Consider the following 15,915-nt stretch of genomic DNA (forward strand, 5'->3'; position numbering starts at 1 on the left):
AGAGTAGAGCATTTCAAGCTTCATTGCGACGGATGGAAACCGCCCTGTCCATCGCAAGATAATGGCGCGCCGAGGCAATTTCTGACCGGTCCGGCTCAAACGGTTTATCATTTTCCGGTCATGGCGAAATTGAGGGTCACTACGGTTCAATCTCGTGTACTTCTCGTGGTGCTTGTACTTTTCGGTGCAGTTTCCGCGCCCGGTCAGGATCGCGCGACCCCCAATCCCCAGTTGGCGTCAAAGGAAATCAATTCCCGGGTGGAAACTCTGTTGAAGCAGATGACGCTCGAAGAAAAGATCGGGCAAACGGTGCAATACTCGGCGGGATTCGCGACGGGCCCGTCGGCCTCGAAACTGACCTATGACGAACTGGTGGCCAAGGGCCAGGTAGGTTCGATGCTGAATGTGGTGGGAGCCGAGAAGACCAATCACTACCAGCATATCGCGATGGAGAAGTCGCGGCTGCATATTCCCATTCTCTTCGGACTCGACGTCATCCACGGACATCGCACCACGTTTCCGGTTCCGCTGGCGATAGCGGCCAGCTGGGATCCCGGGGCGGCGGAAACAGTGGCGCGCGTCGCCGCTGAAGAGTCGCGAGCCGATGGAATCGCGTGGGTCTTCTCGCCGATGGTCGATATCGCCCGTGACCCCCGCTGGGGGCGAATTATCGAATCGGACGGCGAAGATCCTTATTTGAGTTCGGCGCTGGCGCGCGCATGGGTGAAGGGCTATCAGCAGGGCGATCTTTCGAAGCCGGATTCAGTGGCGGCATGCGTAAAGCACTTTGCAGCCTACGGTGCGGTGATTGCAGGGCGCGACTACAACACGGCCGACATGAGCGAGCTAACGTTGCGTCAGGTATATCTGAAGCCGTACTACGCGGCCGTGGATGCGGGCGCGGCGACGGTGATGACCTCGTTCAATTCAATTAACGGCGTTCCAGCGACGGCCAATCCATTTACGCTCACCCAGGTTCTGCGCAAAGAGTGGCACTTCGATGGCTTTGTGGTGTCGGACTGGGGCGCGGTTGCAGAGTTGAAGAATCACGCTATCGGCGACGGCCCCACGGTGGCGCGCAAGGCCCTCGAAGCAGGCACGGACATGGATATGGAGGGCGATCTTTACGGAACCGTGATCGCCGCGCAGGTGCGGGCGGGCAAGATTCCCGAGAGCGTCGTGGACGAAGCAGTGCGGCGGATACTGCGCGTGAAGTTTGCGCTCGGCCTGTTCGATCATCCGTACACCGAAGCAGGTCCGGCATATGCAGCGACGGAGCAGAAACGCGAGATCGCGCGCAAAGTGGCAGACGAGACAATGGTGCTGCTGAAGAACGATCCGGTGGAAGGCGTTGGCGCTCTGCTTCCACTAACGGCGAAAGCAAAGACAGTGGCGCTGATCGGCCCGATGGCCGATGACGCGCTCGATCTGCTTGGCGCGTGGACGGTGGCCGGAAACAAAAAAGATGTGATCACGCTGAAGTCGGCTCTCCAGCAGCGGCTGGGAGACGGGTTGCTGTATGCGCCGGGCTGCGGGCTGCTTTCGGGAGAAGACGAGAGTGTTCTGAACAGCGTGACGTTCACCGGGCCGGAAGCGAGTGTGAACCAGACATTACCGGATGACAGCAAAACCATCGCCGAGGCAGTGGAGACGGCGCGCAAGGCCGATGTTGCAATTCTGGCACTGGGCGAGCCCACCAATTGGATGGAGGGTGAAGCCGCCAGCCGCGTTCACCTGGGCTTCACGGGAAACCAGGAGAAGCTGCTGGAAGCCGTCGTTGCGACGGGCAAGCCGGTAGTCCTGGTGGTGGTGGCGGGCAGACCTCTCGAATTGACGTGGGCTGCCGAGCATGTTCCAGCGATTCTCGAGGCATGGAGCCCCGGGATCGAAGCGGGTCCGGCGGTTGAGGATGTGCTTTTCGGCGATGTGAATCCATCGGGCAAGTTGCCGTCCAGCTTTCCGCGCTCGGTGGGGCAGGAACCGTTGTACTACGCACAGTCGCCAACAGGAAGGCCGGCCCATGGCGATCTGAGTCATTTGCCCCGCAACGCGGCGGAGAAATTCGTCTCGCGGTATATGGACGAGCAGAATTCGGCTCTGTTCCCGTTTGGATGGGGGCTCAGTTACACGCGCTTCACCTATGGAACTCCAACGGTGGACCGTGCACAGGTCCCTGTGCGCGAGATCGTGGACGATCACCGGCCGGTAGTCACAGTCAGCGTGGATGTCAGGAACACGGGCAGCGTAGCGGGCACAGAAGTGGTGCAGATGTACATCCGCGATACCGAGGCGAGCATGGAGCAGCCGGTGCGCGAACTCAAAGGGTTCACGCGCGTGACGCTCGCGCCGGGAGAGACGAAGCACGCCACCTTCCCGCTGGGATTCGATGAATTGAACTTCTACAACCTTGACATGAAGAAAACGGTGGAACCGACTACCTATGACATCTGGGTCGGAGGCAGTTCGCTGGCGACGGCCGAGACGAAGCTGAAGATCGTCGAGTAAGGAATCGGAATGATGGAGCCCCGCTCCACAAAGGGATCGGGGCTTCGTTTTGAGCTTCGACTCGACTCCGTGTTAGCTTCCCGCCAGCTTGTATCCGGAATAGTTTTCAGTGAACAGCGTGTGACGCAGGATGTAGCGTCCCTGCGGCGAGTCGGGGAAGGGCTGTTCGACCGTGTCGATGGTCACGAAGCCGGGTACCACGACCTTCTTGTCCCCAATAGTTTCGACTCCATAGTCGATGCGCTGATTCTCAGCCTTCACAGGGTCGGAGCCCTTGAACTCAACCTGCGTGATCAGGCGGTAGATGATGCCTGTGTCGGGGTCAACAAAAATCTCCCCGCGATACGCTTCGTTCGACTTGAAGTTCTTCCATGTCGCACTGGTTTGGTAGTTTCCAGCATCACCGCCGCCCACCGTTCCACGCATGCCTACTGGCCCGGCTTGGCTCGTCCCAGGGAAGCAGCAGTAGTCTACGGCGTAGTGCGACTTCTTCTTATCAACGGAGTAGGAGAAGACCGCCAGGTCGTGACCTGCGACGGTCTCCCAGCGCAGCCAGCTGATCTTGCCGGCAGCCTGTGCTTCCTGCAATACCGCGGCGGGCTCGGGCGCCTGGCCAAGCAGAGCGATCATGCTGTTCTCGCCCCAATGAGCTTTCTCGCTCGCCAGCGGGTTTACCTCTGTGCCGTTTTTGAACGTAACGGACGCGTCGTCTGAGGCGGTATAGCGAATGGGCGTGTAAGTAGCGGCAAGCACGGCCGAGCCATGCGAGCCGAGAGCCGGCTGATCCTGTTGCGCACTGTCCTGGAAGCGCCGCAACGTGCGAGTCGCGGTAAGGGCCGGCATTTGCGCGTAGGTTTTGGTTGCATAGTCGGTCGCCTTGTCGAGGATGGCTTTCTGTTTGGTGGCATCGGGCGCCGCGGTGGCGGGGATTTCGCTGGCCGGCGGAGGCAATACGGCGCTGCGGATTTCAAGCACAAAAAGCTGCTCAGTGGTGAGCTGTCCAGGCACAAGCGGCTTGAAGCTGTCCATGGTGCTATGCGTAAGCTCCTCGGTCAGATCGATGTCCTTGAGATCGGCGGCTACTTCAGCATCGGACTTCTGGGACCTCTGGTCCGCAGCGAGCAGGTCCTTGAGTTGTTGCTCGGTCATTTTCTTGACGGCCCATCCGGGCGAGGCGATCAGCAGAATCACAACCAGCCATATGAAGCGTTTCACCAGTCTGTCCTCCGGGGAATGCGGTGCCGCCATTGTACTCACCCAGAGGCAGGCTGGAACAGATCAGGGTTGTCCAGCGTAAAGGAACGGGTACACTGTCCTCGACAGGAGGTCCGCATGCAGACTCGGATTCAAGGCACTACGATGCCCGTCCTCGATGTACAACTTGACCCCAACGAGAGCGTCTTCTCTGAGAGCGGTGAGCTCTCGTGGATGACCGGCTCGATCCAGATGACTACCCACACGCAGATGGGCGGCGGCGGTGGGCTTTTTGGCGTCTTGAAGCGAGTAGCCGGGGGCGGAAGCCTCTTCATGACCGAATACCGCGCTGTGCAGTATCCCGGCGAGGTATCGTTTGCCACCAAGGTGCCCGGCCATATCGTGCCGGTACAACTCGGGCAGGGCCAGGAGTACATGGTGCATCGGCACGGTTTTCTGTGCGCGACACCGCAGGTGACCATCAGCGTCGGCTTCCAGCAGTCGCTCGGCGCAGGAATCTTCGGTGGCAGCGGCTTTCTGTTGCAGCGGATCGCCGGGCTCGGCACCGCGTGGCTTGAGCTATCGGGCGAACTGGTTTTGAAGAATCTCGCTCCCGGCGAAGTGCTGCTGGTGCATCCGGGACACGTGGGCGCGTTTCAGGCAACCATGGGATTCCAGATCACCATGGTCCCCGGCATCAAGAACATGATCTTCGGAGGCGATGGCATCTTTCTCGCAGTCCTGACCGGGCCCGGATCGGTGTGGCTGCAGACGCTGCCCATCTCCCGCTTGGCGCATCAGATCAGCGAGTACCTCCCGAATATGGATCGCCGGGCTGTTGGCAACACTGCGACCGGTGCGGTTCTGGGTGGCGTGATCGGGTCGATCCTCGGCGGCGACCAATGAGACAGGAAATCGGGATTAGGGGATAACGATTTTTGGGTGTTCGACAGAGCGGAAGGGGCTTTCCATCAGGCGCGAATCAAATGCAGACATGAATCAAGCCGAGGGCAGAAGCCGCGACCTCCGCGGCGATATCGCATTTGCGTTCGGATTGGCTGTCGCCTGCTACGTGGCATGGCTGTTGCGGAACGTGCTGCTTCTGCTTTACGTGAGCGCGCTGGCCGCGGTGGTTCTCACGCCGGTGGTGCGCGCCACATCCCGCTTCAAGGTGGGACGCTGGCGGCCCTTCAAGGGGCGTGCCATCCTCATCCTATTGCTGGCCGTGGCAGGCGCTCTGACGGCGTTTGGATTTCTCGCGTTTCCCCCTGTCATTCGCGACCTCCACGAGTTCACGCTCGAGATGCCAGCGCGATTGCCGGCTTTTCTCGACAAGCTGAAGCGGATTCCGTTTGCCGATCAGGTCAACACCGACGAGATCAGCACAAAGGTCCAGGATTTCATCAGCAATGCCGCCACCTACCTGCTGCTTTCAATCAAGAACTGGGCGGGCGCGATCTTCGGTATCGCGATGGGTCTGATCCTGACGGTGTATTTCATTCTGGAAGGCGACGTTGCATATCGATGGGCGCTTTCCTTTTTTCCGGCGCAGAAGCGGGCAAGGCTCGACGCCGCAATGCAGCGCGCCGAAGTGCGTATGGGGCAATGGCTGCTGGGGCAGGGAAGCCTGATGCTGATTCTCGGCCTGACCAGCACCATCGTGTACGTCGAGCTTCACGTGCGCTACGCCTACGCTCTCGGCGTTCTGACCGGCCTGCTGAATATCATTCCCGTCGTGGGCGCCGCGGTCAGCATTGCGCTGGCACTGATGGTCGCAGCCATTGACTCCTGGACGCGCGTGCTCGGTATTGCGATCTTCTACTTCATCTGGGTTCAGGTGGAGAACTCGTTCCTGGTGCCGCGCATTATGGGATCGCGGGTGGGGCTGCCGGGATTGTCGATCCTGGTGGCGTTGCTGATTGGCTCGGATCTTGGCGGAGTCCTCGGCGCAATCGTCTCCGTTCCTACCGCGGTACTGGTATCGGTGTTGATCGACGAGTACCTGGTGCAGAAGGAAGTAAAGGAGGTCGTCGCCAAGGCGAGGGAAGAAGGACCGCCTTAGAGCTATGGCGTCATCGCCACATCGGCAGCAACCGACGCGGTGAGCGTCATACCCGGCTCGATCTTTGCTTCGTTGCCGGGGGGCAAAGGACCGGCCACGTGCACCATGCTTGTATCCGATATGTGATTCAGTTGCGAACCGATATCGGGCGCGACCAGCGTGAACGATCCGCTCAGCGGAATCGTCACTCCGTGTGCGCTGAGGTCTGTCAGGTGGAAGGCGATGACCCCGGATCGTCCGTTCTGCCCGGCATGCTGGACCGAGGTGATGACGGCTTCGACCGACATCCCGCGGGGAGCGACGACCTTTCCGCTGACCACAAGATTCTCGTCGAGCAACAGGTAGAAGTGGTCGCCAGGGTTTGCTGTCTCTGAGGAGACACGGTTTCCGGTCTGCATCCGAAGCAGGGTACCCTTGGTCACCGTCGAACCGGAGACGTCTGCATTCACAGGAAGCGGCATGGCTGGTCCGCTGACGGTGTACGATGCAGCCACAACGGGGCTGGGGGCTTTGCCGGGCTCCTGGGCGAAGGCCTGGATACGCATCGGTGCATTGACGACGATGGGATCTCTGTATTGTGTCGACGACTCCGTCGGTGTCCAGCCATCGATGGTGTAGTAGATCACCGCGTTGGGGCTGGGGCTGGAGAGGATGACCGGCGTACCGGCGGGAATCTCTCTCGGGCTGGGCAAAAACATAGGCGGCTGAGCGCAATGGCAATCGGGCAGGCCCCGATACATGTCGTTGACCACCTGCACGCCGCTCTGCTGCGGCATGCCGGAGCGCGAATTCAGCGGGCTGGCAGGCACCGTGGCGGCCGCGCCGGTTTTGTGAAGCGCGGGCTGGCTGAGCTGGATCGATTCTCCAAAGGCTTGCCCGAACGCGGCACGCGCGAACGCAAATGCGCACAAGGCAAAAAGAGGAAGTACTTTCATACACATCCTCCGATGAGGGGGTTCAATGACAGAACAGCAGAGTTGAACCCCGATTTCAAGCCTAATCTGCAGTTACTTCTGACCCAAAGGAACCTGCACCACGGGATTCGCGGCCCGGAGTGCAGCATCGACCGCCGCTTTCATCACACCGCAATTCGACAGGAAATGCACCACCGGCTCCGTCAAGGTCTCGCGCGGGACACTTCCGGTGGCCAACTCGGGGGTCCCAGGCAAAATGCCCGGTCGGCGTGCAAATGCTGATTGGAGCGGTCCGCTGCCTTGCGATCCCAGAATGAGGGTGGCGAGCTTGCGTGCCACGGGCAGGTCGAAGCTTTCAGAGACAAACACCATCTTCCCCTGGCGCGTGATAACGACCGGTCCTTCATCGGTGCTGTATACCTGCTCCACGGCTCCGTCGGCTTCACCGGACGCACTGGATGCGGCTTTGTCGAGCTTGAGCCCGGAGTACTTACGTCCCAGTTCATCGCTATACAGGTGGGCGAAGGCCCGTGCGGAGGCTTCGTTCTTCCAGACTGACAGGTAGAAAAGCGAGATGGATTTAGTGCTGGCCTGCTGCTCCGGCGTCGTGGCGCTGAGCCTTTGCCCCGCCCAGTAGATTCCGCCATCCCATGCTGGGGTAAGGTCGCGAGCGGCGCTATCGCCCCCAAAAAGCCCGGTCAGGATGTGCACGTCGAGCTGTCCAACCTGGCCGATATCGTAAGGGCGATACGTTGCATCAACAAGTGGATGAATATCAGGCAGATAGGGAATCGCTGGGACATGTCCCATTTCGTATTCGCGGGGGTTCATGATTTCCCACGTGGACGACGGTGGACGGTCGAGCGCGCCGGTGAACGCCGCTGCCTGTCCGCGGTCCATCCACAGATCCTGCTCGAAGCTCAGTCCTTCGCGATAAGGGAAAAGCATGGATTCAAAGAGGAGCAGCGGCGCGCGGGCCATTACCGGCGAGTTCTCTGAACTTGCCATATCCTGCTTGATGCTCTCGACAACTTCAGGGTCTTTGATAATGCTCATCCCCTTGGGCTTGAGGAGTTCATCGAACATTACAACCGTGGCTTGCCCCTCGGTCACCGCATCCCGTGCCGTATCAAACTCGTCCTTGGCAAGATGATCGCTGTCCTCCGACGCGGTGTGGGAGACATCGGGAGGTGTCTGGTCGCTCCATTTCTCCAGATCCAGATGCTGGTCCTGCAAGGCGTGGGTGAGTTCGTGAGCGAGCACTGGTTTCTGGTCGTCCACCGCGATCCAGTCGAGCATGTTCACCGTCTTCGTTTTTGGATCGTAATAGGCCTCGATCTGCTCCTTGAGCAATATCAGAAGGAAAGGTTTGAGGTCGAAATCATGATCAAGCAGTCCGAACTTCTTCAGGACGATTTCGCTGCGCTGCATGCGCTTGGCGTCCTCGTCGTCGTTGAACTTTTCGACGAAATACTTTTCCACCTCCGCGCGCGTGGTCATCTGGCGTTTGATGTCGCTCTTGATCGGCAACCCCGTCTCCTGTGAGGAGAACTTGAGCAGTTGATCCACCAGGCCGAAGAGTTCCTTGGCCTGATCCGGGGTAATGTGCGTTTCGCCGCCCTCCGCAGATCCTGGCTTGGTGTTGCCTGGTACTTGCGCATCTGGTTTCGCATGAGGTGCTGAGGGAGATTGAGTGCCCGGCTGGGCATGAGCCACGGGTGCCTGGGCCGCCGCCGCCGCCATGCAGAAGACTGCAGCGAAACTCAAGATTCCACGGCCTATCCTGCTGATTTGGTGGTTCTTGCTCATTCTCTCTCCTTTGGTTTTGGGGGCAGTCGTGCGGCCGAGTCCAGCATCTAATCTGAAGGCTATAATCAGGATGCACTGTAGCGCGAGATTTCGTCAGAAATGCGCCCTGTGCTCGTGAAACGCGCCCCTATGACCGAAAACCTCGCCGTAACCGTTCTGCAAACACCGCTTGCCGCACAACTCGCTCTGATCGCCAATGCGCCTGGAATGTCTGAATTTCGCGGTGCGCTTACCCCACGTGAATTTGACGCGCCAGCCCGGGAAATAGAGGCACTGGCCTGCGCCGCTGCTGCGCACGACCTTGGTTGGATGCGCCGTGTCAGTATCCGGGGCGACGATCGCTTCCGGTGGTTGAGCGGAATGGTGACCAATACCGTGAACGATCTGCCCGCGAATGGCGGAGCCTGGAACCTGGTGCTCAACGCACAGGGTCGCATCCAGGGAGACCTCACGGTCTGGCGCGAGGGCGATGCGCTCGAAATAGCGATGGCGACCGACCAGTATGAGAAATTGATGGCCCACCTCGATCGCTTCATCATCATGGATGACGTGGAACTGATCGCACACGACGCCACGGCGGAAACGACGGTGGGCCTGACCGGACCGCAGGGGCACGAGGTATTGGCGCGCATGGGGCTGGCTGTCCCGGCCGAGCCGATGACCTGGGAGCGCGTGGAGTGGAACGGGCTGGATTTGAAGATCTACCGGAACTACGGCACTCTCGCTGGTCACTTTGAGATTGCAACACCGCTCGCGGGACTGACGCTGCTGTGGCGGGCCCTTTCGACCGCAGGCGCAACCCCGGTCGGAACGGCTGCGCTCGAAGCGTTCCGTATAGCGGAGGGAATTCCGGTTTACGGTATCGATCTAGCCGAGCGTGACTTGCCGCAGGAAACCTCGCAGACGCGCGCCTTGCACTTCAGCAAGGGATGCTACCTCGGCCAGGAGATTGTTGAGCGCATCCGCTCGCGCGGCAACGTGCACCGTCACCTGCGGCAGTTCGAACTCGACGGTCCAATGGCCAGCGCCGGAGCGGAACTGCTCCTCGAGGGCGCGCCCGTCGGAGCGATGACGAGCACCGCTGAGCTTGCGCTCCGTGGCAGCATCCGCCGTCTTGCCCTGGGCATGGTACGAAGCGAGGCCGAAATAAAGAACCAGCCGCTGACCTACGTAGCCGGCTCAACTGCCGGCACGGCGAAGATCCTGGATAAGCCGCCGGCTTTATGATCGAGATTGACTGGAAAGTGGGACTATGAGCGACACGCCAAAATTTGAAGTGATCGATCGCCGCAAGATCAAGAAGGAAGAGGAGCAGGAAGGCTCTTCGCGTCCGGGCACCGCGGAACCCGCCGCCGAGCCTGAAACGAAGTCGGCAGGTCCGCATCTGGTGGAAACCGAGAAGGATGAGGCGCCCGCAACGGAAGCGCCGTTGGCCGAGGAAGAATTTGGCGGAGAGATGCCGCCGCCGCCGACCGTTGAAGAGAAGCGCGAGCAGGCGACGGCCTATGAAGCTTCAGCACAGCGCGTCGAAGACCTTCTGCGTGCGCAGAATCCAACCATGGGAGCGCAGCCGCCGATCAGGTTCGAACACCTGGTGCAGCAGCTCTATCTCTCTTCGCTGATGCAGATGGGCGCCGCTACTCCCGAAGGCCAGCGTCCGCGCGTCGACATTATCGGCGCGCGCCAGAGCATCGACTTGCTTGGCGTTCTCGAAGAGAAAACGAAGGGAAATCTGACGCCCACCGAAACCCGCATGCTCGAGACGGTTCTATTTGAACTACGCATGACCTTCCTCGAGCTGACCAAGATGATCTCGCTGCAGGGCGTGCAGGCTCCTCCTCCCCCTAAACCGGAAAAACATTAGCGGAAATGGAAGGCCGGCTGACATTTCTGGGCACCGGGACTTCTATGGGAGTTCCCACGCTGGGGTGCGGCTGCGCAGTGTGTACGTCGCCCGATCCGCGCGACCGGCGCCTGCGGCCCTCGGTGCTCTTGCAATGGAACGACGGAACGCGCGATCGCGTGGTGCTGATCGACACCGGTCCAGACTTTCGCGAGCAGGCCCTTCGCAACAAACTCACCCGCGTGGATGCGGTCTTCTACACGCACGGCCATGCCGACCACATCTTCGGCCTCGATGATCTGCGGCCTCTGAGTTTCGCTGTTTTTCGCGAGGGCGGACAGATTCCGCTCTACGCCTCGCCCGAGACCGAAGAGACGCTGCGCCGCATCTACGATTACACCTTCTCTCCGAAGGCGACTTATCCGAATCGACCTCGAGTCCATATTGAGCCGCTGAACGAACGCGTGTGCGTCTTCGGCGTGGACTTCAAACGCGTGCCGGTGCTGCACGGGGAACAGTGGATTTGCGGATTTCGCTTCGGCCGAGTGGCTTATCTCACCGACGTAAGCGCAATTCCCGACGAGAGCTTTGCGTTGCTCGAAGGGCTGGACCACGTGGTGCTCTCGGCCCTCCGCCACAAACCGCATCCCAGCCACGCCACGGTGGAGCAGGCGGTGGAGTGGGCGCGGCGCATCGGCGCGAAACATACCTGGCTGACGCACATTGCACATGAGCTCGGCCATGAAGAAACAAATGCCAGGCTGCCGGATAACATTCGCATGGCCTATGACGGCCTGAGCTTTCCCATTGAGCTGGAAGGCGCGAACGCATGACTCCCGCGCCAGTCAAAAAAAATTCGGGCGAGGCTGCCCGCGTCTTCCACTCGCTCGACGAGGTGCCCCGGGACTTCGGCCCGTCCATCGCGGCCATCGGCAACTTCGATGGCGTGCATCGCGGTCACCGGCAAATATTGAGGACCGTGGCAGCAGAGGCCGAGGCGCGCGGAATGCGTTCCATTGCCATCACGTTCAATCCGCACCCGGCGCGGTTCCTCTATCCCAAAGAGGCGCCGAAGCTTCTCACCTTCCTCCCGGAGAGATTGCGTCTCCTGGCCGAGACCGGAGTCGATGCGATGCTTGTGTTGCACTTCGATGAAGCTCTCTCGCACATGACAGCCGAGAAATTTGTGCGCGATGTTCTCGTCGCCGTGTTGCAGGTCCGCGGGATTCACGAAGGCAGCAACTTTCGATTCGGTCATGGTGCGAGAGCGGGCGTAAATGAGCTTAGCGCATTCGGCAAGGAGTCTGGATTCACCGTCGAGGTGCATTCCGCCGTGCGCGTTCACGGCATGGAAGTCTCGAGCTCTGCCATACGCAACCTCATCACCTGCGGCGACGTGCGCCGCGCACGTTGGATGCTGGGGCGCGTCTTCGGCGTGCATTCCCATCCGGCAAAAGGACGCGGCTTGGGAACGAAGCTCCTTGTGCCGACGGTGAACCTCGCACCGTATGAAGGGCTTCTGCCCGGATTCGGTGTCTACGTCTCGCGGCTGACGATCGGCGACCGATGCTTTGACGCCGTCACAAATGTCGGCAACCGGCCCACCTTCGAAGGTGTCGGATTCGGTGTCGAAACGCATATTCTGAACTTCGAGCAGGTCGACCTCACCGATGAAACACCGCTCTATCTCGAGTTCCTCCTCCGCCTGCGTGGCGAAATGCAATGGCCCTCGACCGAGGCTCTGAAAGCCCAGATATTCAAAGACGTCGCCCGCGCAAAGCGATATTTCAAGATCGCCGCGCTTCGTCAAGTGGATTCGTCACTCCGCTAGCAATCCGCGCTGGCTTACAATTTGTGCATGCCTTTTCCTGAAATGCGCCTGCGCCGCCTGCGTCGCACCGAGTCGCTTCGCGCTTTGGTTCGCGAGACCACGCTCAATCCCGGCGACCTGATCTATCCGCTCTTCATCTGCCCCGGCGATGGCGTGCGCAATCCGGTCAGCTCCATGCCTGGCGTCTTCAATCTCTCGGTGGATCAGGCTGTTCGTGAAGCCGAGGAGGCCGCTGCCCTCGGTATCGGCGGATTGCTGCTCTTCGGCCTTCCCGACACCAAGGATGAAAAAGCCACCGGCGCCTGGGACGACAACGGCATCGTCCAGCAGGGCCTGCGCGCCATCAAGAAAAGCTCGGCAGCAAAAAAGCTCGTTCTCATCGCCGACGTCTGCCTCTGCGAGTACACCAGCCACGGTCACTGCGGCGTCGTCATCCAGACAAAGGATGGCGGCTACGACGTCGACAACGACCCTTCGCTTGAACTGCTCGCGCGCACCGGCGCAAGTCTCGCCCGTGCCGGCGCAGATATCGTTGCCCCCAGCGACATGATGGACGGCCGCGTTGCCGCGATTCGCGAAGCTCTCGACGCCGACGGCAACAGCAATACGCCGATCCTCAGCTACGCCTCCAAATTTGCCTCCGCGTTCTACGGTCCGTTCCGCGAGGCAGCCGACTCCGCGCCGCAATTCGGCGACCGCCGCAGCTACCAGATGGACGGCGCCAACCTGCGCGAGGCTATGCGCGAGATCGACCTCGACCTTGAAGAAGGCGCCGACATGATCCTGATGAAGCCGGCCATGCCGTATCTCGACGTGGTGCATGCCGCGCGCGAGAACTTCGATGTACCCATCGGCGCCTACCAGGTTTCCGGTGAGTACTCCATGCTGCAGGCGGCGTTTGAAAGAGGCTGGCTCGAGCGCGATCGCACCATGATTGAATCGCTTATTGGCATTCGCCGCGCCGGCGCTGATTTCATCGTCACCTACTTCGCCAAGGACGCCGCAAAGCTGCTCTAGGAATCTGCAAATCCTCAATGCTGGAGGGCGCAAATCAACAATTGCGCGACAACAAGCTGCGCCTCCTCCGCATCAGTCCGTTACCATGAGTCCAGCGTTTTGCGGGCCGCCCGATGACCACTCTCGAAGTCCTCAGCGTACTCTTCGCCACCGCCGCCATCTTCGGCCTCATCAGCACGCGCTGGCTGAAGTTGCCGCTCACGGTGGGGACGATGCTGCTGACTGTGGTTCTCTCGCTCTGTCTTGGCGGCATCGGCGGACTCGCCCCCAATACCCAGAAGTGGGCATTTAATCTTGCAGGTCAAATCGACTTCGAAAGCATCATCCTCCACGGCATGCTCCCGCTGCTTCTCTTCGCGGGCGCGTTCCTCCTCGATCTGGACCAGCTTGCGCGCGAAAAGTTCACCATTGCATCGCTCGCACTCGTAGGTACAGTGATCTCTGTCTTCGCCGTGGCGGGACTCATGTTCCTTCTCAGCGGCGCTCATCTGCCCTGGATTCAATGCCTCCTCTTCGGCGCTCTCATCTCGCCAACGGATCCCATCGCAGTTCTTGAAATGCTTCGCCGCGTGGGCGTGCCCAAGGGCATCCAGGCCCAACTTGCCGGCGAGTCGCTCTTCAACGACGGCATCGGCGCAGTTCTTTTTCTCACCTTGCTGGACGTGGCTCATGGCCATGCGCCCACGCCCTGGTACATTGCGGGAACCCTGATCGCCAAGGCAGGTGGCGCTGTTCTCCTCGGCACGTGCGCCGCCTGGGTCACCTCGCATTTCATGCGTCGCGTCGACGCCTACAAGGTCGACATTCTCTTCACCATCGCGCTCGCCCTCGGCGGCTACGTTATCGCTGACTCCCTCAGCCTTTCCGCTCCACTCGAAGCAGTCGTTGCCGGCATAGCCCTGCGCTACTTCAATCGCCACCAGCCCACCAATCGAATCGCTCATCACGACATCGACAGCTTTTGGGAACTGATCGACGAAGTCCAGAACTCGGTCCTCTTTGTGCTGCTGGGAATGGAAACCATGGCCATTGCATTCAATGGAACCGCGTTCCTCGCTGGCCTCGCCGCCATTCTCTCCGTCAATGCCGTTCGCCTCGGAGCAGTCGCCGGGCTGCTCGCACTCATTCGCCTCATCCAGCGCGGACATCGCAGCTCGATCTTCGTACTCACCTGGGGCGGCCTTCGCGGAGGTCTCTCCATCGCCCTTGCGCTTTCGGTTCCGCTCGCCTTGGGCCGTTCATGGATACTTGGCGCCACTTACGTAATGGTCGTCTTCTCCATCGTCGTTCAGGGTGGATCCATGGACTGGTGCCTGTGCCGATGGAATCGCAGAAAAGCGGCAGCCTGATCCGCCAGTCTTCACGACCAGCTACAAAATCCCTTTTCGTTGCGCCCTCCCTGTGCTTTCCTGAAAAGACCACCTATGCTCAAGTTCCTTGAACGCTATTTTGAATTCCATCATCTGGGAACCAACTGGCGCACCGAGATCCTCGCGGGTGTAACGACGTTTCTCACGATGGCCTACATCGTGCTCGTCAATCCCGCCATTCTTGCGGCCGCGGGCGTACCTCTGCCCGCCGTCACCGCTGCCACCTGTCTCTCCGCTGCGTTCGGTTCCATTCTCATGGGTGTCGTCGCGCGCTATCCCATCGCCCTCGCGCCCGGCATGGGTCTCAACGCGTACTTTACCTACACCGTCTGCCTCAAGATGCACATCCCGTGGCAGACGGCGCTCGGCGCGGTGTTTCTTTCGGGAATGGTTTTCCTCGCGATCACTGCAGCGGGCATTCGTCAGATGATCCTCCGTTCCATTCCCCATGAACTCTACGCAGCCGTGGCCAGCGGCATCGGCCTTTTCATCGCCTTTATCGGATTTCGCAACGCCGGCCTCGTCGTCAGCGATCCGGCCACCTTCGTCGGCCTCGGAAACGTCCGCAACCCAACCACCGCGCTGGCGCTCTTCGGGCTCGCCCTCATGGTTGCGCTTGAAATCAAGAAGGTTCGTGGCTCCATCCTGATCGGTGTGCTGGTCACTACCAGCATTGCCTGGGGATTCGGCTTGGTGCATTGGACAAACCAGGGCGGCGGCATCCAGGCACTTACGCAGACAGCTTTCAAACTCGACATTCGCGGCGCCCTGTCAAAGGGCCTGCTCGAAATCATCTTCGTCTTCTTCTTCGTCGATCTCTTCGACAATCTCGGCACGCTCGTCGCCGTCACCAAGCGCGCCGGCCTCATCGCTGCCGATCATTCCATCCCCCGCCTGAACCGCATCCTCTTTGCAGACGCCACTGCAACTATCTTCGGCTCCCTGACCGGCACGTCGACAGTCACCAGCTACGTTGAATCCACGGCCGGTGTCGCTGCGGGAGGCCGCTCCGGAGTCACCGCCATCGTCACCGGTCTGCTCTTTCTCGTCGCCGTTGCCGCGGCCCCCTTCGTCGGGGTTGTTCCCCCATCTGCAACTGCGCCCGCGCTCATTCTTGTCGGTTCCATGATGCTCGCTACCATCACCGAAATTCGCTGGCACGAACCCCTGGTCGCGGTGCCGGCATTTCTTACGCTCGTCCTCATTCCGCTGACTTACTCCATCGCCAACGGCCTAGGCTTCGGCATCATTGCGTGGGCCGTCCTCCACCTCGCCACCGGCAACTGGCGCAAGCAGGACTGGCTCCTCTATATCCTGGCCGTGCTCTTCGCCCTCCGCTTCATCTACCTCGGCGCAAGCTAAAATGGCAC

13 protein-coding genes are annotated in these 15,915 nt (G+C 60.4%); 10 read left to right on the forward strand and 3 right to left on the reverse strand.

The features are described from left to right. The first annotated feature begins 120 nt into the window (after positions 1-120). Complete coding sequence (gene bglX, locus WCA10_RS09790) at positions 121-2,505, forward strand: beta-glucosidase BglX (protein ID WP_472822325.1); 2,385 nt, start codon at positions 121-123, stop codon at positions 2,503-2,505. Positions 2,506-2,577: 72 nt separating this feature from the next. Here bglX and WCA10_RS09795 read toward each other — a convergent pair whose 3' ends face one another. After that, positions 2,578-3,720: a hypothetical protein gene (locus tag WCA10_RS09795; RefSeq protein ID WP_472822326.1), complete on the reverse strand. Its 1,143-nt coding sequence runs from the start codon at positions 3,718-3,720 to the stop codon at positions 2,578-2,580. 117 nt (positions 3,721-3,837) lie between these two features. Here WCA10_RS09795 and WCA10_RS09800 point away from each other — a divergent pair, with 117 nt between their 5' ends. Both WCA10_RS09800 and WCA10_RS09805 read left to right on the forward strand, forming a co-directional pair. Beyond that, positions 3,838-4,605: a TIGR00266 family protein gene (locus WCA10_RS09800; RefSeq protein ID WP_472822327.1), complete on the forward strand. Its 768-nt coding sequence runs from the start codon at positions 3,838-3,840 to the stop codon at positions 4,603-4,605. 88 nt (positions 4,606-4,693) lie between these two features. After that, complete coding sequence (locus tag WCA10_RS09805; protein WP_472822328.1) at positions 4,694-5,761, forward strand: AI-2E family transporter; 1,068 nt, start codon at positions 4,694-4,696, stop codon at positions 5,759-5,761. Positions 5,762-5,763: 2 nt separating this feature from the next. On the opposite strand, the gene WCA10_RS09810 is transcribed toward WCA10_RS09805, so the two are convergent. Together WCA10_RS09810 and WCA10_RS09815 are read right to left on the reverse strand one after the other, a co-directional pair. Further along, on the reverse strand, positions 5,764-6,696 hold the full coding sequence (locus tag WCA10_RS09810) for a chitobiase/beta-hexosaminidase C-terminal domain-containing protein (RefSeq protein ID WP_472822329.1): 933 nt from the start codon (positions 6,694-6,696) through the stop codon (positions 5,764-5,766). 72 nt (positions 6,697-6,768) lie between these two features. Continuing rightward, positions 6,769-8,484, reverse strand: coding sequence for a hypothetical protein (locus WCA10_RS09815; protein ID WP_472822330.1), 1,716 nt, complete (start codon positions 8,482-8,484; stop codon positions 6,769-6,771). A gap of 129 nt (positions 8,485-8,613) precedes the next feature. Here WCA10_RS09815 and ygfZ point away from each other — a divergent pair, with 129 nt between their 5' ends. The 7 genes from ygfZ to WCA10_RS09850 all read left to right on the forward strand — a co-directional run bounded on the left by ygfZ (position 8,614) and on the right by WCA10_RS09850 (position 15,907). Further along, positions 8,614-9,711, forward strand: a complete 1,098-nt coding sequence (gene ygfZ / locus WCA10_RS09820) for a CAF17-like 4Fe-4S cluster assembly/insertion protein YgfZ (protein ID WP_472822331.1) — start codon at positions 8,614-8,616, stop codon at positions 9,709-9,711. A gap of 25 nt (positions 9,712-9,736) precedes the next feature. Continuing rightward, positions 9,737-10,348, forward strand: a complete 612-nt coding sequence (locus tag WCA10_RS09825; RefSeq protein WP_472822332.1) for a DUF1844 domain-containing protein — start codon at positions 9,737-9,739, stop codon at positions 10,346-10,348. A 5-nt stretch (positions 10,349-10,353) separates the two neighbouring features. Beyond that, positions 10,354-11,160 (forward strand): MBL fold metallo-hydrolase, encoded by an 807-nt coding sequence (locus WCA10_RS09830; RefSeq protein ID WP_472822333.1) that lies wholly within the window; start codon positions 10,354-10,356, stop codon positions 11,158-11,160. Beyond that, positions 11,157-12,158: a bifunctional riboflavin kinase/FAD synthetase gene (locus tag WCA10_RS09835; protein ID WP_472822334.1), complete on the forward strand. Its 1,002-nt coding sequence runs from the start codon at positions 11,157-11,159 to the stop codon at positions 12,156-12,158. Before WCA10_RS09830 ends, WCA10_RS09835 begins: the two co-directional genes overlap by 4 nt. A gap of 27 nt (positions 12,159-12,185) precedes the next feature. Next, a complete protein-coding gene (gene hemB / locus WCA10_RS09840) occupies positions 12,186-13,175 on the forward strand; it encodes a porphobilinogen synthase (RefSeq protein WP_472822335.1) in 990 nt (329 codons plus the stop codon). A gap of 113 nt (positions 13,176-13,288) precedes the next feature. Further along, positions 13,289-14,524, forward strand: coding sequence for a cation:proton antiporter (locus WCA10_RS09845; RefSeq protein WP_472822336.1), 1,236 nt, complete (start codon positions 13,289-13,291; stop codon positions 14,522-14,524). 75 nt (positions 14,525-14,599) lie between these two features. Then, positions 14,600-15,907, forward strand: a complete 1,308-nt coding sequence (locus WCA10_RS09850) for an NCS2 family permease (protein WP_472822337.1) — start codon at positions 14,600-14,602, stop codon at positions 15,905-15,907. Positions 15,908-15,915 lie beyond the last annotated feature (8 nt).

Origin of the sequence: Occallatibacter sp., assembly GCF_049582745.1 — a bacterium.
Lineage (GTDB): Bacteria > Acidobacteriota > Terriglobia > Terriglobales > Acidobacteriaceae > Telmatobacter.